The following is a 20,677-nucleotide window of genomic DNA, read 5'->3' on the forward strand; positions in this document are numbered from 1 at the left end:
TTTAAATGCTGTTGCATTTATTTGTTGAATCTAAGTACCTTAAATCTTGTCCCAATCTTTGAATGGGTGTTGATCTGCAGTCCAAAGTGGATAGAAATACCCATCTATCCATTCTTGTGAAATCTCTTCGAGTAAAGCAGGAGTCCATTGTGGGTTTTTATCTTTATCGATTAATAAGGCGCGAACTCCTTCTGGAAAGTCTGGGTGCATGGCACATTGACAAGAGAGGTTTAGCTCCGTTTGAAAGGCAAAAGCAAGTGACTTTCCCTTATTGAGTTGAAGTTGTCTAAAGATAACAGCTGCCGAACTGGGGGATCCGCTTTTAAAGATTTGATAACCAGCATCTATCCAAGCGTTATTTTTTGCTAGTTTTTCGATGGTTTCTTGAAAGGTAAGTACATCTGATACCTGTTCAAAGGATTCTATCGCTAGGCGATTCGCTTCTGCTTGAGAAGTAGTTTTATCCTTTAGCTCAAAGGCAGTTAAGCTTTCTTTTAGTTGTTTATTTATATCTAGTTTAGGATCTAATTGAGTAAGCTTTTCAATTAATTGCTGCTTAACAAAAGAAGGCAATACATAGTCCGCAAGTCCTAAGTAGTGAGCATCTGCTCCATTAATACGTGCTCCAGTCATTCCTAGGAATAAACCATAGGCAGATGGCATTTGATTAAGGAAAAAAGAAGCTCCTACATCGGGATATAATCCTATGCTAATTTCTGGCATAGCTAACAAGCTACGTTCTGTCACGATGCGGTGTGATGCACCAGCTAATAGTCCGAGTCCACCGCCCATAACAATGCCATCTCCCCATACAACAATGGGCTTCGAATAGGTATGTATGGTGTAGTCCAAGGTGTATTCAGCGATAAAGAAAGTCTTGCATTTCTGTGGTATTTGAGTGGGGTCTATGGCTGCTTGTTCTTCAATTCCTTGTCTCATCTCTCGAATGTCTCCTCCTGCACAGAAGGCTTTCTCACCACTGCCTTGTAAAAAGACACAATGTATGGTATCGTTACTTCTCCATTGATCAAGTAATACTTGTATTTGATCTACCATGGGTTGAGACAGTGCATTAAGTGAACGCTCTGCATTGAGTGTAATAATTCCTAGGTTGTTAATGATTTCACTTGTGATTAGGCTCATATTTATTGTTTTTATCGAAGCCAAAAGTTAAACATTTTTGTTCAGAGTAGCGAGGTTTAGTTCGCTTTATATAGGTCTAAAATTATTCATTCCGCTCTCTATATTCTTCTAAATTGTACTTAATTTCTGATTTCATTCAATTATTTTACGATTTTTCACTAGTGTAATTTGTTTATTTTCAGTATTTTGCAATTAATATAGTGTATTTGTTTGAAAAAACTTCTCAGTGCGATGCAAGATTTGGTAAATATGGGGTTTATATAGTGTATAGTAAAAGAATATAGTTTGTAGTATTAATTTCGTAAACTATGGTGTTAAGAAAAGTTATATTAAGTAAACTAACAAAAGTTCTAAGCAGTGTATTATTACTCAGTGCATTGGGTTGCGGTACATCTGAAGCGAACGATCTCACGATGCTAGACCGAGTTAGCTTGGATAGCGTTAATGGTGAGTATGTTAGTTTACTTAGTACTTTTCACAATCAATACAACGTATTCCTTACTGTAGATAAAGATAGTTTAGTGTTTAAAAACTTTCCGCTGTCTTCTCTGTTAGTGCATGCAAATGAATTAGAAGGAATAGCTGAAACCATTGGCTTCAGCATTAAGTATGATAGAGTGTTGACGGAGCACAAGATGGGAGTAGAGTTGTTTTTAGAACCGACGACTATAAAGATTAGTAAGAACAAAGAAACAGGTGGCGAAAAAGAAATAAATTTGTTGTTAGAATCAAAAGGAAAAGGACTATATATTGGTTCAGAGAAGAAGATTAAGTTTGACTTAAGATTAAAGAAAATTGTTGTAGATAATAAAATAAACATTCTCAAGACCCCTGTAGTTTTTTCAATAGAAACTGTTCTAAAGAAATAGTAGGAGTATAGTTCTTTTTTTCCTTTTAAAGAGTTGTTTGTTAGATAGATGTTATTAGAAGGTCAGGAGGAATCCTTAGTTTCTCGCTTACAAAAAAGAGAGCCAAAAGCTTGGAAGGAGTTTTATGACTTCTATTCGAGTAGCTTGACCTATGTCTGTATGCGATATATTATTAAGCAAGAAGATGTACAAGATATATTGCAAGACAGTCTAGTAAAAATGTATCATGCGATAGAGAAATTTGAATACAAGGGAAAGGGAGCCTTACAAGCGTGGGCAACACGAATAGTGGTTAATGAGTCATTGAAGTTTCTAAGAAAAGAAAAATATAACTTCACTGTCGATGAAGAGCTGATAGAAGATGTAGTAGAGGAAGAAACATCAGACTTTGAAGGGGTGTCTCAAGAAGATATTTTTGAGATGATACGCAGTCTGCCCGATGGGTATAGAGCAGTATTTAACCTTTATGTCTTTGAACAAAAAAGCCATAAAGAGATTGGACAATTACTTGGAATTGCGGAGAATTCATCAGCTTCACAGTTTCACAGGGCGAAAGGAATATTATCCCAAAGAATAAAAGAGTTTAAAAAACTAAAAGTAGCGTTATGAGTAAAGAATGGAATGAAGAGCTGCGGAAAAAAATGAAAGGTTTTAGTCATCAGGCACCTGTTGACGTTTGGGATAATGTAGAGAAGATAATATTTGAGGATAAAAAGAAGGCAGTAATCCTACCTTTGATTCCACAAAAACCTTGGTTCAAACAACCTGTTGTCCTTTATAGAGGAGGTCTATTGATTGGCGCAGCAACAGTTGCTCTGATGTTGTTTGTCAAACCCTCGGTTAATGAGCATATTACAAAACCGATAAAGGAAAAGGTTAGCTCAAAAGTTAATGCAGTCGCTACAGCGATAGAACGTCAAGATGCTGAGGTTGTCGAACAACGTACAATAGCACCAAAGCAAGCATTGATCGCTAAAGTAGAAAGAGAAAAGCAGTCCACACTGTTTAATCATAACTACTTAAATGAACATACGGAAAGACATCAAATAGCTGGTGAGAGAGCAGTCGCTTTTACTGAAGTAGCAGTTACTTTTGCTGGAGATACAAATACGGAGCCTATTAGTCTAGAAGAGTTAATAGAGAAAGAAAAGGCTTTTTGGGAACAAGAAGAGTTAATCGCTACGTCTAATAACAAACTAAAGAGTAAAAGAAAAGGTTGGGATGCTGCGGTACATACGAATGGTATTTTTGCAAAATCACAACAGACTATTCCGGGTTATGCAACGATGAACGGAACGACTCTGGGTATAGATTCAGAAATAGTACAAAGTATCAATGGAGGTACTAATGCTTTTTCTGATATATTCAAAGCAAATCGAATAGAAGATGTAGTAACGAATGTTACGCATAAAGCACCGATCACAGCAGGAGTGTCTATTGGGTATGGATTAAGTGATCGATGGAGTGTATCAACGGGATTAACTTATACGATCATGTCATCTGAGCTAGAATCAGGACAAAAGTATAATCGAATGGTTAGTAAACAGACGTTACACTTCTTAGGAGTTCCTTTACAAGTGAATTATCGTATGTTTAATTTATCAAAAGTTAATACATATGTAACAGCTGGCACGCTATTTGAAAAGACTATATCTGGCAACACGAAGACAGATTATATTGTAAATGATCAGCTTAGTAAGCAAGTGGATAGTCGTACAAATATTAAGGAAGTACAGTTGTCGCTTAATGCAGGAGTAGGAATGGAATATCGCGTGTCTGATTTGATAGGGATCTATGTAGAACCAGGGGTTCAATATCATGTCAAAGACAACAGTGAAATTGGGGTTTTTTATAAAGAGAAGCCTTTTAATTTTAACCTTAAAGCAGGTTTACGCTTTAATTTATCAAAATAGAACATACTTTAACTATTATTAATAACCTTTAGGAGCCAGACGATTTTATTGTCTGGCTTCTATGCTTTAGACTACTTGGATAGTTGCGAAGTTTATTGTCTGGCTTCTATGCTTTAGACTACTTGGATAGTTGCGAAGTTTATTGTCTGGCTTCACTTTTATCTTCTGTTTCTCGTTACTAAGCGGTTTACTCTTGCCATAAGTAGAATGCCTAATATTCCAATAGCTGTTACGACATATCCTACGATATCGTAATTCATTAAGGGAGAGTTTTCTGTATCTTGGAAGACAATAAAACCGGCAACGGCAGATGCTATCCCTCCCGCAATCTGTTGTAATGAGGCATTGATACTCATAAATGCACCTCTGTCCTTAGGCTGTGGAACAGCACTTGTTAACGCTTGCGAAGGAACCATACGACTCATTATACCTATCATTAATAAGATGTTTAGCAACATGACTAACCATAAGGGTACAGCAAATAGATTGGTATAGATAATACAAATCAATAACATCCAGAGTGTTGCTATAACAAATAGTTTATACTTGTCCATCTGATCGCTCAGCTTACCAATAAAAGGCATGATAAGCAGGGAACAGGTTCCAGAGGCCATAAACAAGAAAGGGAGTTCTTCCGGAAGTACACCTAAGTTATTTACGGCGAAGATTGTACCAAAAGGCATCATCATAAAGCCTCCAATAGACAGAAATACTGTAGCTAAAAAGCCTATGCGATAGTCTTTGTTTTGTATGGTATGCCAAAGATGAAGAAGTGGCTTTTTATCGTTTGGTATTTTCAAATGTTCATTGACAGGTTTTAACTTAAAGGCAATAGCAAAAGCGATGCAAATCGATAAACCAACAATCATCAGAAAGGGTGTCTCCCACGTATATTTGTTGGCGATGTATAGCCCTATCGGAATACCAAGTACTTGACTAGCTCCAAAGCCCATCTGGACAAAGCCCATGACACGACCTCTCTGTTGTAGGGTGAATAAATCGGTTATAATAGCCATTGAAATAGAACCTATCACTCCACCAAACAACCCTGTTATAATACGTGCCATAACTAATGTAGAGTAGGAGTTGGCTAGTCCGCAAAGGAATGTCCCGATAATAAAACCACTATAAAAAACTAATAACAGCCGTTTGCGGTCAAACTTATCTGCAAATCCAGCAGTGAGTAGTCCTGATATGCCAGCACTAAAGGCATATGCTGAAACGACTATACCGAAGTCTGTGGGATTGATGTGTAAGTCTTTTAATAGTAAGTCTCCTAGTGGAGCCATGACCATGAAGTCAAGTATAATAGTGAATTGTGTAATAGCGAGTATGAAAACTACGAACTTGTCATAGTTAGAAAACCCTGCTTTGTTTTCTATTGTCATTTGAATTGGGTTTGTTTGTAAACAAAGATAAGGCTTTATGTTAGCTATTTAGAATATTTCTATACTAATGGCTTTTGTATGGTAACAAAAAAGCCCACTTATCTAATTAAATTAGGCAAGTGGACTTTTTACTATGTTGGTTATTTAGGCGTCTTGTTTGGTATCTGAGATAATTAATTCTCTCAATAACACACTTTGAGGTAAGTCATAAGCAAACTTAATCGTACGAGCTACGTCAATTGCTTGAATGCGGTTTGCACCAGATGACTGCATCCATTGCTTGTATCCGTCTTTGATTTGGTCACTTGTCGTATGTCCAAGTAGTTCAGTTGCTACTGCTCCTGGCTCTACTGCGATTACACGTACATTAAACGGACTTAGCTCCAAACGCGCTGTTTGTGTCACTCCTCTTACGGCATATTTACTGGCACAGTATGCAGCGTGATTAGGGAAGGGTAGTACCCCAGCAATAGAAGAAATATTGATAATTGTACCTCCTTGTCTTTCTTTCATATCACCCATTACAGCTTGCATTCCATTCATTACTCCAAGTACATTGATATCCATCATCTGTTTCCACTCTTTCGGGTTTTGTGTAGCCAAATCACCCAGTAGCATAACTCCAGCATTGTTAATTAACAAATCAGTCTTTCCATATACTTGTTCTGCTTCGCGAATAGCTTGTTCAAAAGCTCCTTTGTCGCTTACATCTACACTTTTGCAAATAGTGTTTGGAAGATTTAAGGCTTCCATTTTATCAAGTCTTCTCGCTAATAATAACAAAGGATGACCACTATTTGAGAATTCTTTTGCTAGTTCCATTCCAAATCCTGAACTAGCGCCTGTGATTACTACTAATTTTTTTTCCATTTCTTTCTTTATTTTTACATTGCAAAGTACGTAGAAATCTGCTTTTGTAATGTGTTTTCTTGAGTAATTTTCACTATAAATTGTATTTTTATGATTTTATTAAGTATATTTAATATATGGTGTATAAGGGAAGGGTTGCTTAATAAAAATGAGAAGTTAAATATCTTTTACTTTTCTACTTTATAATGTGGTAATAAAAATTTAACTTACTATTTTTACGCAAAATAATCAGTTGACTATGGCTAATACGGTATTATCCCTTAATGGTGTAGATATTTTTCAAAATAAACACAAAGTGCTTTCAAACATCAATTTGAAAGTAAATAAAGGTGACTTTCTTTATATAATTGGAAAGACTGGAGCAGGTAAAAGTAGCTTTATGAAGACGCTTTATGCTGACCTTCCTTTGACTGAAGGACATGGGACGATTGTTGACTATAATCTAAGAGAGTTGCGCGAGAAGGATATTCCTTATTTGCGTCGTTCTTTAGGAATTGTTTTTCAAGACTTTAAATTACTTCCTGATCGTACTGTATTCGGCAATTTACACTTTGCTCTTAAAGCTACTGGTTGGAATGAGAAAGAAGAAATTAATAGAAAAATAGAGGAAGTACTTGAAAAGGTAGGTATGAGTAGTCATATTGAAAAGATGCCTCATCAACTTTCAGGAGGGGAACAACAGCGTATTGCTATTGCTAGAGCGTTGTTAAATGATCCTGATTTAATCTTAGCGGATGAGCCTACGGGTAATTTGGACCCTCAGACGAGTGTAGAGGTAATGGAGTTACTTAAAGAAATCAATGCAAACGGTAAGACGATCATCATGGTGACGCACGACTATGCTCTGTTGCTGAAGTATCCTTATAAAACATTAAAATGCGAGGACGGTACGCTATTTGAAGTGGTGTACAAAACAACATAAATTACAAAGAGGCTATTTCTGGTAAAGGAAATAGCCTCTTTGTTTATTTTGCCTTTGCTAACTTCAAATCGCTATATGATTGATCAATTAGCTGATCTGTTCTAAGGTGAAAGTACTGGAAGTAGTAGTCACATTGAGCTTGCAATTCTTCAGGCGTTTTGTCGTTTCCGGCATTGCATGCTTCTACTTCTATAAAGCTTCCTAGTCCATCTACTTCGTCTAAGTGAATACTTATATTTTCCTCTGGCTTATAAACCTTTCGCGTTTTAGCTACTTTTACTTTAATGCCAAACTGCATTTCTAGTATAGCTACTAAGGCTGTATTGGGCTCATGTTTGTAGTAAATTACATCAGATTGTTTTGCTCCTGCCTGATTTTCGCGATGGTAATAAATAAGCGAACTATAATCACCATATTCTCTTAATTTTACTCGTCCAATAGGCACATTATAGTAGGTATCGACTTGTGTGTAAATACCTTCTAAAGTGACTTGTGCTCGCTTGAGTTTGTCTTCTAAAGGAAGAATAGAATCCACGCTAGCTTTAAACTCTATATTCTTTAATTCCAATGGGGGAGTTGTTTATTAGGTTAATGGACAAAACTATTAAAACTGATAGTTTGTCCCAATAGAAAAACAGAATTTATTCTGCCGAATAATCTCCTAGCATATCTAGGGTAGGTACAAAAAACAACGCTCCAGTTACAGCTTTTGAATAATCCAAGATACGGTCATAATTACCCACTGGATTACCGATAAACATATTTTTTAGCATCTTATTTGTAGTGCTAAAAGTACTAGCATAAGAGATAAAGTAGGTCCCTACTTCTCCCTTTGATGGATTTCCAAATGGCATATTGTCTCGAACAATTTTCAATGCTTCGCCATTTTCGTCTTTGACATTCGTCAGGGCAGAATGAGAGTTGTTTGGCTTTACCTTATCAGTCATCTCTATATCAGACATTTTATATCGACCGATTACTTTTTCTTGTTCTTCTATAGGCAGTTTGTTCCAGTCTGTCATATCGTGAATGTATTTTTGTACGAATAGGTAACTACCTCCCTTATATGTTGCATCTTCCTCTCCTACAATTCCGTAGAATTCGCGATCTTGACCCTGAGGATTTTCTGTTCCATCGACAAAACCAATGATTGAACGACCATCCCAATATCTGAATCCATGCACTTCATCTAAGCACTCACTCACAGGGATTAATACTTCTGATAGTGCCATTGCCATATCAAAGCATGCAGACATACTTTTTCCTCTTAAGTGGAAGTGTAAATCTCCTGGTGTTGATACTGCTTTGTGTTTATCTCCTTGTATTGATTTAAAAGGCGTTAATTCTTTCGGCATGGGCTGGGGCATACCTAAGCGTAGCCATGCATCATAGCCTATTCCCATGACACAACTTGTCTGTGTCTCTGGTAGTCGAGTTTGAAAAGAGTTGTTGAAATTTTCAATAAGTCCACATACGCGTTCAAAAGCCTCGCTTACTTCTATATTTTCTTTAAATTTCCAAGTTGTAAAGATTGTATTCACATTAGGTGCATCAGTTACATTCTGTGCGTTAAATTCTTGTTTATTCATAAAAATATCCTTTGCAATAAAGATAATAATATATTGAAAAATAACGGGTGTTTCCTTGTTTTTAATTATTGAGTTTTCTTTGATATAGTATATATTGGCATTCGCTGTATTTTTAGATTAACTTTGTCGCAATTTACTAACGCGAACACTATACTAACATGAAGTATTATCTAGTACACTTAGCTTTAAGTTGTATTCCTTTATATTTGGCACAGGCTCAAGATTCTTTAGCCATACATTCGATAGAGGAAGTGATTATTCAAGCCAAACTTCCAGAGAGGAGTTTTTCTTCTAAAATGCCTTTAACAAGTTTGGAGACTCCTCAGTCGTATGATCTGATTCAGTCTAGTACTTTAGAAAAACAAGTTACGACTAACTTAAAAGATGCCTTAAAAAATGCTACGGGTATTGCCAGAGCATGGGAATCTACAGGAGTTGGAGTTATGGGGGGGAGAATATTATACTCTAAGAGGCTTTGCCCTTCAACCTAATTTACTCAATGGGTTACCTAGTTTGAATAATGGCGCACTAGAAATGGCCAATGTTGAACAAGTGGAAGTGATTAAAGGGCCAAATGGAACGTTGTATGGAGGGAGTGTAGTGGGGTATGGAGGACTGATCAATGTGATTACCAAAAAACCACATGATACGTTTGCTTCTTCTATGACCTATACTGTGGGTAGTAATCAATACAATCGTTTCGCCCTTGATTTAAATACGCCTGTTAGTGAGTCTTTCCTGACTCGATTAAATGTATCCTACCAAAAGGAGAATAGTTTTAAAGATGCAGGTTTTAAAGAGTCTTTTTTTGTGGCTCCATCAATGGAATACAAGATCAACAAGCGCGCGACGCTATCTTTTGATTTTCAATATGCGCTGTCACAGGCAGTTCATGTGCCAATGATGTTTGTATCTACAGCAGTTCCAGTTGGTTTTAATACGCTTGATTTGTTTGAGTCAAATTATAAGAATTCATATACTACAAATGATATTGCCATCAAGAATCCAACACTAACTGGTCAGTTGAAGTTTGCTTATGACCTCGCTGAGGGCTGGGTTAATACAACTGTAGTTAGTAAAAATCAAACGCTAGCAAATGGTTATTATCAAGTCTTAGATGATAGGGGAGATAGCGATCATTTTCAGCGATTTATTACTCGTATAGATTCTAAGTCAAAGGTATTGTCTGTGCAGAATAATCTTACGGGAAACTATCAAATTGGCTCATGGAAGAATAAGCTTTTAATAGGTGTTGATTATTTGTCTAAAGAATTTATTAGTCGAAATACGGATTATGTGGCAATGGGAGTAGTTTCTTTGGTAGAGCAGACAGATAGTGGTAATCTGAGTTTATCGGCGATTGATCGTCAATTGGAGCAGGCATTATATGTCGATAATCAGGCAAAAATGCAGACCTAAAGTGCGTATCTGTCTAATGTGACTGACTTGTCAGAAAGGCTTTCAATGATGATGAGTATTCGTCTGGATCATCTCGTCGGAAGTACATCGACCTTTGAAGCAGAGAAAGTTTATCAAACAACTTATTCCCCTAAGTTTGGATTAGTATATCAATTAATGCCTGATCGCTGGGTCGTTTTTGCCAATTATCTTAACGGATTTGTATTCTTGGATCCGGCTATTACTTCAGATCCTGACGGTACAAATAGGCGCATTAAACCTTTTGATCCAGAACAAGCAAATCAATTTGAAATAGGAACTAAAGCAAAGCTCTTTGCTAACCGACTAGAGGCTACCCTGAGCCTATATACAATAGATGTGTATAATAAGTTGATGACCGATATTACCAATACTCAAAATTTCAAACAAGGAGGAAAAGTAAACAGCAAAGGAATAGAGCTTACCCTACACGGTACGCCACTACCGGGGCTGACCATAATAGGCGGTTATAGTCACAACTATAATCAAGTAACTAAGTCTGAACCTTCTGATGCCAATTTAGGACTAAGGCCTGAGGAAGCAGGGCCAGCTAATCTTTTTAATGCATGGATAGATTATGAGATACAGGCTGGTACTTTCAAGAATCTAAATATTGGAATGGGGGTTTTTGGTGCGAGTAGCCAACGATCATTAAATCGCTTGACTTTAGGCGCGATGAAATTGCCTAGTTATACTTTTTTAAATGGGGTAATAGGCTATCAACTGGATCAATACAACGTTCGCTTTAAGATTGACAATATGTTGAATAGAAAGTATTTTACAGGAAATGCTACTGTCAATCCACAGGCTTTGCGAACCTTTCTTGTATCGTTTAATTATTCCTTTTAGTCGATATAGTGTATTGAAGGAAGTAATCAGGAGTGATAAGTCTTCCTAAAGGAATGACAAAGTGTTTAAAAATTGATTTTAATTAAGCAGAGTAACCTATATTTGCCTTAGGCATCTCAGCGAAGAAGTCTGTGTTAAAGAAAAAATAGATAAGACTATGCAGGACAGTGAAAAAGAACTATTGAAAAAGCGAACCAAGCGAGCAATACTGATTGATATTACACTTTTTGTCCTGTGTACAATTAACTTGACCTTATGGCTTATCCGTGCTAGTTATGTAACGGGAGTTATGGATCACTCAGTCGCTATTTGGGTCTATGAACAGCTGTTTACGCCTATGTATTATGCTTTATATGCTTTACCTATACTATTGGTACTTAGTTTTATTAACCGACGAATCACCTTTGATTCTTTTTCTTTTCTATCGGTTAAGTGTTTGGCGATTACTTACTTTTTGATTTTTACTGTTAGTTAGTAAAGTTTCTTCTAAAGAAGATGTCATAAGCATAGTCATCGTTAGGTGTTGCGAGGATTGTAGTTTTGTCTATGATGCGTGCAGAATACGAACAGTATGCTTGAGGTTTTCTTGCCAAGAAAGCCCTTCTGGGGGACTAAAGGCGAAGAATACTGCACTTATACCCCAAGCTTGGAAACAAAAAGACCCTAAACAAAAGGAATTTGCCCCCCTCTAAGAATATGTAGAGTATAAAAAAAACAGCGCCCGTACCCAGAGTGCTGTTTTAACTAACTAACCAACAGAATAATGAATCTTTTTATCTTCAAATTTTCTGATGTAAAAGTACTATATGTGTATTAGGGAAATATTAAGGCAAGGTTATCAAAGTGATAATGTTTTAGTTAAGCTAAAAAAGAAGAGTGCATTCCAAATGGTTTATTTGGAAATGTTAAAGAAATAGATAAAATAAGAAATAACAACTGTAGGGTTAGTCTACTTTTGTAATTTTGCACTAAATTATTTGTAATTATGAACTTGATTAAACAGGTAGCTATTGTGATTGGCTGTCTTGCTTTTGGGGAATTGGTCGTTTACCTAACAGCAGTCAAACTTCCAGCAAGCATTATTGGCTTAATACTCTTGTGGATACTCCTCAAAGTGGAATGGGTAAAAGTAGAATCTATAAGTGGAATAACTGATTTTTTATTGAAAAACATGGGGATATTCTTTGTGCCTCCTTGTGTAGCAATGCTCAACTATTTTGGATTGCTTAGTGCGTCTATTGTTCCGATAATTGTAGCGACCTTAGTCAGCACCATCTTAGTTATTTTTGTCACTGGACTTAGTCATCAAATTTTAAGAAAGAAAAAATGAGTTTTCTCAATAACCCCACCTTTTTGTTATTTCTTACCTTAGCTTTGTATGCGATGGGTATTTATTTGACAAGTAAGAAAAAATGGATTATTTTCAATCCAATAATATTTGCGACAGCGATTCTAATCAGTTATTTATTAGTGTTAGAAATACCGTATGACAATTATGCTCAGGCAGGACGTTATATAGATTTCTTTTTACAGCCTTCCATTGTAGCACTGGCGATACCGCTGTATCTGCAATGGGATAAAATCAAAAAACAACTTTTCCCGATTGTATGTAGTCAGTTTATCGGATGCCTAGTTGGAGTGATCTCAGTAGTCTTGTTAGCCAAGTGGACAGGTGCTGATCGAGAGATAATTTTGTCATTAGCTCCTAAAAGCGTTAGTACCCCGATTGCTTTGGAAATTTCAAAGACGGTAGGGGGGATTCCTTCAATAACAGCAGCGGCGGTGATGATAGCGGGAATATTCGGAAGTATGATAGGTTTTAAGTTTCTAAATATGTCGCGAATTACCAATCCAATGTCACAAGGAATAGCGATGGGGACGTCATCACATGCGATGGGAACCATGAAAGCTATGGAAATCAGTGAAAAATATGGAGCCTTTGCTAGTGTTGGAATGATTTTTAATGGAATTTTAACAGCGATACTTGCGCCTATCATTCTCAATTTTTTAATGCCCTACATATCTTAGAAAAAGTTAGTAAAATAAAGGCTTTACCTGTGCAATATATTGCTAAAAAATATGTTTTAATTAGTATATTAAATATATTTGGCAATAAATAAAATAAACTCAAATGCGCAAGAATATAAGATTAGCCTATTTAGTTATGGCTTTGGGGACCATGACCATGAGTGCTCAACAGTCAGCAGTATATAATAATGAATATCAGGAGTTTGAACATGCGGTGCGTCTATTTAATGAAGAACAATACTTAGCGGCACAATTAATTTTTCAAAAGGTTAAAAATACACAGTTTGCACAGAATAAAGAAATGGAAGCAGATTGTGCTTATTATATAGCCAATTGTGCTATTCGCTTAGATCAAAGTACTGCTGAGCAAAAGATCGATGATTTTGTAAATAAATATCCGACTAGTGCAAAACAGCATCAAGCTTATCTAGATGTGACGGACTACTATTTTTCAAAAGGAGATTATAGAAAGGCACTTCACTACGCAACCAAAATACAGGATCCTAAGTATGTAGGGGATTTAGCAGAAGATAAATATAACTTTCAAAAAGGATATAGCTTTTTTTATGTAAAAAACATGAAAGAAGCAAAGCGTACCTTGCGCAAAGTACGTCCAGGAAGTGAGTGGGGGGATCAAGCCTCTTATTATTTGGGGTATATGGCATATGATTCGGATAATGTAGAAGATGCAGAGAAATTATTTGAAAAAGTAGGAGACAAATCTAAATACCAAGAGCGCATTGGCTATTACCGTGCTGATATGAATTTTAAGTCTGGTAACTTTGAGAAAGCTATTGCTGAAGGCCTTGGACAACTAGATAAAACAGAAGATGAAGCACAGCGCTCTGAACTGCAAAAAATAGTAGGTGAAAGTTACTTTAATACTTCTCAGTTTGAAAATGCTTTGCCTTATTTGTTATCTTATGAAGGAAAAGAGGGCAAGTGGAGTAATACTGATTACTATCAATTGGGGTATGCGTATTACAAGCAAAATGACTACGAACAAGCAATAGAGCAATTTAACAAAATTATCTCAGGTAAAGATGCTGTAGCGCAAAATGCTTACTACCATTTAGGCGAAAGTTATTTGCGTACAGATAAGAAAGTACAAGCGCTGAACGCGTTTAAGAATGCTTCAGAGATGAGTTTTAACAGGGATATTCAAGAAGATGCTTTCTTGAATTATGCTAAATTGAGCTATGAAATAGGGAATGCTTTTGAGAGTGCCCCTACTGTATTAAATGCCTTTATCACAAAATATCCAAGATCTACTCATAAACAAGAGATAGAAAACTTACTGATAGACTCATACGTAACTTCAAAGAACTATGAAGACGCGTTAACAATTCTAGAGAATAGTCGCGGAAATGACAATGCAGAAGTATATCAGAAAGTGTTGTTTTTGAGAGGTATTGAGTTGTATTCAACCCAACAATATAGCCAGGCTTTAAAGTTGTTTAACCGAGCAGCAGGAGAACATCACAATCAACGCATGACAGCTTTGGCGAACTATTGGCGTGCAGAGTCATTATTTGCATTGGGTAGGTATGATGAATCTATACGAGGGTTTGACGACTTTAAGAAAAGTGAAGGCGCTGGCTTGACAAATGAGTACAAACAAGTGGATTATAGCATTGGTTATGCCTACTTTAAGTTGAAAAAATACGAACAAGCTATTGGAGCGTTTACTGCTTTTACAAAGCTTGGAGGTGTAGATAAAAACAAGCTAAACGATGCTAATCTACGCATTGGTGATGCTAATTTTGCAATAGGTAAATATTGGCCAGCGATGGATGCGTATAATTTGGTTATTAACAGTGGTTCGCTTGATGTAGAATATGCTAAGTTTCAAAAGGCAATTTCATATGGATTTGTCGATAGAAACCAGAAAAAAGTAGAAGACTTACTCGCTTTTGTAAGCGATCATCCATTGTCAAATTTGGCTGATAAAGCACAATATGAAATTGGAGTATCTTATGACCTGCTCAATCAAAAAGATAAAGCATTAGGTGCTTATACAGCGTTAATTAATTCTTTTCCAACTTCAAATTACCGCACACGAGCTGTGTTGCGTCAGGGATTGATTTATTATAGTATAGGAAAGAATGATGTAGCTTTATCTAAGTTTAAAGAGGTAGTATCAGACGCACCCAATACGCCGGAGGCTTTAGAAGCTGTGCAGAATGCTCGTCTGATTTATGTTGACAATGGACAGATGGATCAATATGCTAATTGGGTGAAGGGGTTAGACTTCGTAGAAGTGAGTCAAGAAGAGTTGGATAGCGATACGTTCGAATCAGCAGAAAGACAATATATTCAAAACAATAAAGAAGAAGCAATTAGAGGCTATGAGCAATACCTTAAGAGCTTCCCAAATGGGCAGAAGGCATTACAATCTCATTATTACCTAGCACAATTGTATGCAGGACAAGGGCAAGACAACAAGTCATTGCAACACTATGAGGCGGTATTGAGAGCTGGACAAAGTGAATACTCAGAAGTTGCTTTAGTACGTGCTATTGAAATGTATCTGAAAGCAAATGATGAAGGTAAGGCAATCGATCGATTGAAGCGATTAGAAAAAGAAGCAATACAAGAGCAAAATAAAGTATATGCAATGTCTAATTTGATGAAGCTATATTACGAGCAAAAGAATTATACTCAAGCATTAACTTATTCAGAGCAAGTAAATGAAAAGCAAGGAGTTGATAGTCGAATCAAGAATGATGCACAGGTTATTATCGCTAGAACATCACTTTCAACAGGAAATGAGGTAAAGGCCAAACAAGCATATGCAGAAGTATTAAAAAGTGCTAGAGGTGAAGTTGCAGCAGAAGCTTTATACTACGATGCTTACTTCAAAAATAAAGAAGGACAATACGAATCGTCCAATGAAGCAGTTCAGAAATTAGCAAAAGAATATTCATCGTATAAATATTACGGTGCTAAGGGTTTGGTCCTAATGGCAGAGAACTTCTATGCACTCAATGACAGTTATCAAGCAACTTATATATTGGAAAGTGTGATGAAGAATTTTGGAGATTATGTAGATGTAAAAGCTCAAGCTCAGAAAAAACTGAATCAGATAAAAGAAGAAGAAGCTAAGCATAATTCATCAATTGCTAACTAGATTTTTTGATAAGGAAGAAATATGAAAAATAGAAATATATATATAGCCCTAACTGCCTTTGTGGCTTCTGTTGTGTCTGTACAAGCACAGAATAAAAAACCAGATTTGGGAACTGAAGTGGTTAATGTAGTTAGGAATTATGAAGGAAAGGTAGCTGATGCTGATAAGATGACAGAGCTGCCTAAAGAAGATAAAGATATTGTAACAGAGAAAAAAACAGTAGAGTACAATATTAATTCTTACCCGGTAGAGTCAACCTTTGTACCAGAGAAAGGAGAAGTCGCAGAAGTAGAAAAACGCGAACCACTAAAGACGTTTAACAACTATGCGCTAGGTTCATTTGGATCTTATACAACGATTAATGGGGAGGTGTTTTTGAGTCATAAATTCAAAAACAATAGTTATGTGGCAGGATTTGCAAACTATATGTCTTCACAGGGAGGGTTAAAAGATTTATTATTAGAAGACAATTACTCAAAGACAAGTGCTAGTGCTCACTATGGAGGACAAAAAGGGAACTTTAGCTGGACAACTGAGTTAGGAGGAAGTTTTCAATCGAGTCATTGGTATGGTTTGCCAATGGAGGAGGTAAACTTCAACAGAGGAGATATTCAAGGAGTAGATTCCCAACAGCGCTATAAAGATATTTACTTCAATGGTAATTTTGAGTTTAAGCAATCTCCATTCACCAATCTAGACGTAAAGTTTGACCGTTTTTGGGACGACTACAGTTCTACGGAGAATAGATTTTCTATTAAACCGCAAATATCTACGCGTATTGGCTTTATGAGTAATGCTAATTTAGGGATAGTATTGGACTATGTAAGTACAGAATTTAAAGATCACTTGGTGACACAAACAACGCAAAAGACCACCCACTTCAATATCGGATTAGAGCCTAACGTCGCGTTTAAAGGAGATAAATATTTTGTACAATTAGGGTTAGGTATTTACTATAACGATGGTAAAGTAGCTAATCAGAGTGATGGAAAATTCTACGTATATCCACAAATAAAGGGTACTTATAACTTAGTGCCTAATCTATTAAGTGTTTATGCCGGTATAGAAGGAGGGTTGCAACAGAATTCATATAAGGAATTAGTAGAGGTTAATCCATTTGTAGCGCCTAATTTACTAATCACTCCGACGAGTAAGAACTACGATATTTATGTAGGAATGCGTGGAAAGTTAGATCATAATATTTCCTATAATGTAAAAGGGTCGTATATGAATGAGTCCGATAAGTTGTTGTTTATTCATACCCCTTATTCGACCAATACGGCAAAAGTACCATTTGGTTTTGGAAACTCATTCGCGACAGAGTCACAAAAAGTAAAGACTTTTTCGTTGTTAGGAGAACTGAAATATGAATTTAATAAAGAGGCTTCCATTGGAGCTTATGCACAGTGGAGCAACTATGATACAGACGGAGAAAAAGCATGGAATTTACCAACTACAAAGTTTGGGGCAAATCTAGACTTATCGTTTAGTCAAGCGTGGTATGCTAATCTTGACCTCTACTATGTCGGTAGTCGCTATGATGCATTCTCGATTTCAGATATAGAAGGGACGATTGTAGGTGATCCAGAAGCTCTTCAAATGAATAAGGTGCGAGAGCTAGACGGTTATGTAGATTTGAATTTACAAGTAGGATATCGAATTACGAAAAACTGGACAGCCTTTGCAAAGCTGAACAATGTATTAAATAATCAATACGATAAATGGGATAATTATAAGGTACAAGGATTCCAAGCAGTAGGAGGAGTGATGTATAAGTTCGATTTTTGAGAAAAAAAGCTTAATAAAAGTTTAAATTTTGACTATTTGATTGTTTTTTTGCTCGACAAGCATACAAATATGTTGTATTCATAGGTCTAAAGGCTTACTTTTGTGTCACAAAACAACAATAATCAGACTCCAGATAGGAGAATGTATAAAACATTAATGATGACACTAAAAGAAAGACTTAAAACAATTTGTATCCAGCGGTTAGAGGATAAAATTAGTGCATTTCGAACTATCGTCAGTGATATGTCAGCAGATGCTCAGACCGATGCGAAAAGCTCAGCAGGAGATAAACATGAGACGGGATTGGCGATGATGCACATCGAACAAGAAAACTTAAGTAAGAAGATTAAAGAAAACTTAGATATTTTGGAAGTAGTTTCTAAGATAGACGAGAAGAAAGTAAGTGATAAAGTAGAATTTGGAAGTGTAGTTAAGATTAACTCCGTTACTTTATTTTTCAGTGCAGCTTTGCCTAAAATAGTTTTAGACGATATGTCAGTTATGGCAATTTCTAATGATGCTCCGATAGCTAAGGAGCTTCTAGGTAGAAAGTTAAATGAGACATTTGTATTCAACAATTGTGAGTTTAAAGTAAATTATATAGAATAAGCTTTTTTAGATACGATGTAAAAACGCAAGAGTAGCCCTCTTGCGTTTTTTTATCGAAAAAAACAGAGAAAAAGAAGGGTTAAAAACTGCGAATAACCAAGCTTAAAACTTGATATAGTCTTGGAGATAGTTTATATTTGTAGTTACTTATTTTATATAAAAATTATGAGCCAGGAAACAAAGCATAATTATTCAGCAGATAGCATACAAGCTTTAGAGGGAATGGAGCACGTAAGGATGCGTCCATCGATGTATATTGGAGATGTGGGAGTGAGAGGACTTCATCACTTGGTATATGAGGTTGTGGATAACTCTATTGATGAGGCATTAGCAGGATATTGTGATACAATAAAAGTTACAATTAACGAGGATAACTCGATTACAGTAGAGGATAATGGACGTGGGATTCCTGTAGATATTCATAAGAAAGAAGGAGTATCAGCCTTGGAGGTTGTAATGACTAAGATCGGTGCGGGGGGTAAATTCGACAAAGATTCATACAAGGTATCAGGAGGTTTACACGGAGTAGGTGTTTCGTGTGTGAACGCCTTATCAGAACAGTTGATTGCAACAGTGTATCGCGATGGAAAGATATACGAACAAGAATATTCAAAAGGTAAAGCACAGTATCCAGTAAAAGTAATTGGAGAGACAGAGCTAAGAGGTACAAAAGTAATGTTTAAGCCTGATGTTTCTATCTTTACTCAAATCACTGAGTATTCTTATGAGACATTAGCTGCACGTCTACGTGAGCTGGCATTCTTGAACAAGGGGTTAAAGATTACTTTAACAGATGAGAGAGAAAAGAACGAGGATGGTGCCTATAAAGAGGAAACATTCTTTTCAAAAGAAGGTCTAAAAGAGTTTATCAAGTTCTTAGATGGAAACCGAGTGCCAATCATTGGGGATGTAATTTCTATGGAGAATGATAAAGGAGATGTGCCTGTAGAAGTAGCGTTGATTTATAACGATACTTATGCTGAGAATATTTATTCTTATGTCAATAACATTAATACACATGAAGGAGGTACACATTTGCAAGGTTTCCGTATGGGACTTACTCGTACACTTAAAAAATATGCAGATGCTTCAGGACTGTTAGATAAATTAAAGTTTGAGATCTCTGGAGATGACTTTAGAGAGGGATTGACAGCTATTATTTCTGTAAAAGTAATGGAGCCTCAATTCGAAGGTCAAACGAAGACTAAGTTAGGAAATAGAGAGGTAGTATCTCCAGTAAGTCAGGCTGTAGCAGAAATGCTAGAAAGCTACTTAGAAGAGAATCCAAACGATGCGAAAATAATCATTCAGAAGGTAATCTTGGCAGCACAAGCACGTCACGCTGCTAAGAAAGCACGTGAGATGGTACAGCGCAAAACCGTGATGACAGGAGGAGGATTACCAGGTAAACTGTCTGACTGTTCAGAACAAGACCCATCTAAATGTGAGGTGTTCTTAGTCGAGGGAGACTCGGCGGGTGGAACTGCCAAACAAGGACGAGATAGAGCTTTTCAAGCAATTCTTCCATTAAGAGGTAAGATACTTAACGTAGAGAAAGCGATGGGACACAAAGTTTTTGAAAACGAAGAGATCAAGAATATCTTTACCGCTCTGGGTGTAACAATAGGAACAGAGGAAGATAGTAAAGCGTTAAACCTAGAAAAGTTAAGATACCATAAGGTTGTAATCATGTGTGATGCCGACGTGGACGGAAGCCACATTGCTACACTTATTCTTACTTTCTTCTTCCGTTATATGAGAGGATTGATAGAGAATGGATATGTTTATATCGCGACACCACCTTTATACATGGTGAAAAAAGGACAGAAAAAAGAATATGCTTGGTCTGAAGAAGAGCGCTTAACACTTATGGAAGCTATGGGAAGTGGTTCTTCTGTTCAACGATACAAAGGTCTTGGAGAGATGAACGCGGAACAGTTATGGGAAACAACAATGAATCCAGAACACCGTATCCTAAGACAAGTAACCATTGATAGTATGCAAGAAGCAGATAGAGTATTCTCCATGTTGATGGGTGATGAAGTTCCACCACGTAGAGAGTTTATCGAGAAGAATGCTACTTATGCAAAGATTGACGCATAATAACTTATACTAAAAGGTCATGCATTTTTGTATTGACCT

Annotated in this window: 19 protein-coding genes; 14 read left to right on the plus strand and 5 right to left on the minus strand. The window is 36.5% G+C overall.

Annotation, left to right across the window (positions count from 1 at the left end; translation table 11 throughout):
• Positions 1–39: 39 nt before the first annotated feature.
• Positions 40–1,143: an enoyl-CoA hydratase/isomerase family protein gene (locus GJV77_RS00005; protein WP_155034302.1), complete on the minus strand. Its 1,104-nt coding sequence runs from the start codon at positions 1,141–1,143 to the stop codon at positions 40–42.
• A 308-nt stretch (positions 1,144–1,451) separates the two neighbouring features.
• Between GJV77_RS00005 and GJV77_RS00010 the strand changes: the two genes are divergently transcribed.
• The 3 genes from GJV77_RS00010 to GJV77_RS00020 are packed head-to-tail and all read left to right on the plus strand — an operon-like array spanning position 1,452 to position 3,925.
• Positions 1,452–2,012 (plus strand): DUF4840 domain-containing protein, encoded by a 561-nt coding sequence (locus GJV77_RS00010; protein ID WP_155034303.1) that lies wholly within the window; start codon positions 1,452–1,454, stop codon positions 2,010–2,012.
• A gap of 48 nt (positions 2,013–2,060) precedes the next feature.
• On the plus strand, positions 2,061–2,621 hold the full coding sequence (locus tag GJV77_RS00015; RefSeq protein WP_155034304.1) for an RNA polymerase sigma factor: 561 nt from the start codon (positions 2,061–2,063) through the stop codon (positions 2,619–2,621).
• Positions 2,618–3,925: an outer membrane beta-barrel protein gene (locus GJV77_RS00020; protein WP_155034305.1), complete on the plus strand. Its 1,308-nt coding sequence runs from the start codon at positions 2,618–2,620 to the stop codon at positions 3,923–3,925. The genes GJV77_RS00015 and GJV77_RS00020 overlap by 4 nt, the downstream gene beginning before the upstream one ends.
• A gap of 158 nt (positions 3,926–4,083) precedes the next feature.
• Here GJV77_RS00020 and GJV77_RS00025 read toward each other — a convergent pair whose 3' ends face one another.
• Both GJV77_RS00025 and GJV77_RS00030 read right to left on the minus strand, forming a co-directional pair.
• The gene (locus GJV77_RS00025; RefSeq protein ID WP_317162539.1) at positions 4,084–5,319 is read right to left on the minus strand and encodes an MFS transporter; all 1,236 of its coding nucleotides are present in this window, start codon (positions 5,317–5,319) and stop codon (positions 4,084–4,086) included.
• Positions 5,320–5,457: 138 nt separating this feature from the next.
• A complete protein-coding gene (locus GJV77_RS00030; protein WP_155034307.1) occupies positions 5,458–6,183 on the minus strand; it encodes an SDR family oxidoreductase in 726 nt (241 codons plus the stop codon).
• Positions 6,184–6,421: 238 nt separating this feature from the next.
• Between GJV77_RS00030 and GJV77_RS00035 the strand changes: the two genes are divergently transcribed.
• Positions 6,422–7,105 carry a cell division ATP-binding protein FtsE gene (locus GJV77_RS00035; RefSeq protein WP_155034308.1) on the plus strand — a complete coding sequence of 228 codons (684 nt, stop codon included), beginning with the start codon at positions 6,422–6,424 and terminating at the stop codon, positions 7,103–7,105.
• A 43-nt stretch (positions 7,106–7,148) separates the two neighbouring features.
• Here GJV77_RS00035 and GJV77_RS00040 read toward each other — a convergent pair whose 3' ends face one another.
• Together GJV77_RS00040 and GJV77_RS00045 are read right to left on the minus strand one after the other, a co-directional pair.
• The gene (locus tag GJV77_RS00040; protein WP_155034309.1) at positions 7,149–7,673 is read right to left on the minus strand and encodes a class IV adenylate cyclase; all 525 of its coding nucleotides are present in this window, start codon (positions 7,671–7,673) and stop codon (positions 7,149–7,151) included.
• Positions 7,674–7,746: 73 nt separating this feature from the next.
• Positions 7,747–8,694, minus strand: coding sequence for a Dyp-type peroxidase (locus GJV77_RS00045; RefSeq protein ID WP_155034310.1), 948 nt, complete (start codon positions 8,692–8,694; stop codon positions 7,747–7,749).
• A gap of 158 nt (positions 8,695–8,852) precedes the next feature.
• Here GJV77_RS00045 and GJV77_RS14850 point away from each other — a divergent pair, with 158 nt between their 5' ends.
• From GJV77_RS14850 to gyrB, 10 genes are all read left to right on the plus strand, one after another.
• Positions 8,853–9,185 (plus strand): hypothetical protein, encoded by a 333-nt coding sequence (locus GJV77_RS14850; protein WP_240142784.1) that lies wholly within the window; start codon positions 8,853–8,855, stop codon positions 9,183–9,185.
• The gene (locus GJV77_RS14855; protein ID WP_240142785.1) at positions 9,091–10,113 is read left to right on the plus strand and encodes a TonB-dependent siderophore receptor; all 1,023 of its coding nucleotides are present in this window, start codon (positions 9,091–9,093) and stop codon (positions 10,111–10,113) included. The genes GJV77_RS14850 and GJV77_RS14855 overlap by 95 nt, the downstream gene beginning before the upstream one ends.
• Positions 10,114–10,140: 27 nt before the next feature.
• Positions 10,141–10,980, plus strand: a complete 840-nt coding sequence (locus tag GJV77_RS14860; RefSeq protein WP_240142786.1) for a TonB-dependent siderophore receptor — start codon at positions 10,141–10,143, stop codon at positions 10,978–10,980.
• A 157-nt stretch (positions 10,981–11,137) separates the two neighbouring features.
• Positions 11,138–11,455 carry a hypothetical protein gene (locus GJV77_RS00055; protein ID WP_155034311.1) on the plus strand — a complete coding sequence of 106 codons (318 nt, stop codon included), beginning with the start codon at positions 11,138–11,140 and terminating at the stop codon, positions 11,453–11,455.
• A 510-nt stretch (positions 11,456–11,965) separates the two neighbouring features.
• Positions 11,966–12,310, plus strand: coding sequence for a CidA/LrgA family protein (locus GJV77_RS00060; RefSeq protein WP_155034312.1), 345 nt, complete (start codon positions 11,966–11,968; stop codon positions 12,308–12,310).
• On the plus strand, positions 12,307–13,008 hold the full coding sequence (locus GJV77_RS00065; RefSeq protein ID WP_155034313.1) for an LrgB family protein: 702 nt from the start codon (positions 12,307–12,309) through the stop codon (positions 13,006–13,008). Before GJV77_RS00060 ends, GJV77_RS00065 begins: the two co-directional genes overlap by 4 nt.
• A 103-nt stretch (positions 13,009–13,111) precedes the next feature.
• The gene (locus tag GJV77_RS00070) at positions 13,112–16,138 is read left to right on the plus strand and encodes a tetratricopeptide repeat protein (protein ID WP_155034314.1); all 3,027 of its coding nucleotides are present in this window, start codon (positions 13,112–13,114) and stop codon (positions 16,136–16,138) included.
• Between the two features lie 21 nt (positions 16,139–16,159).
• Positions 16,160–17,926 (plus strand): TonB-dependent receptor domain-containing protein, encoded by a 1,767-nt coding sequence (locus GJV77_RS00075; RefSeq protein ID WP_155034315.1) that lies wholly within the window; start codon positions 16,160–16,162, stop codon positions 17,924–17,926.
• A gap of 102 nt (positions 17,927–18,028) precedes the next feature.
• Positions 18,029–18,535 (plus strand): GreA/GreB family elongation factor, encoded by a 507-nt coding sequence (locus GJV77_RS00080; RefSeq protein WP_317162537.1) that lies wholly within the window; start codon positions 18,029–18,031, stop codon positions 18,533–18,535.
• A 165-nt stretch (positions 18,536–18,700) separates the two neighbouring features.
• On the plus strand, positions 18,701–20,638 hold the full coding sequence (gene gyrB / locus GJV77_RS00085; RefSeq protein WP_155034316.1) for a DNA topoisomerase (ATP-hydrolyzing) subunit B: 1,938 nt from the start codon (positions 18,701–18,703) through the stop codon (positions 20,636–20,638).
• The last annotated feature ends 39 nt before the right edge of the window (positions 20,639–20,677 follow it).

Source organism: Myroides pelagicus (assembly GCF_009711055.1).
In the GTDB taxonomy this organism is placed as follows: domain Bacteria; phylum Bacteroidota; class Bacteroidia; order Flavobacteriales; family Flavobacteriaceae; genus Flavobacterium; species Flavobacterium pelagicum.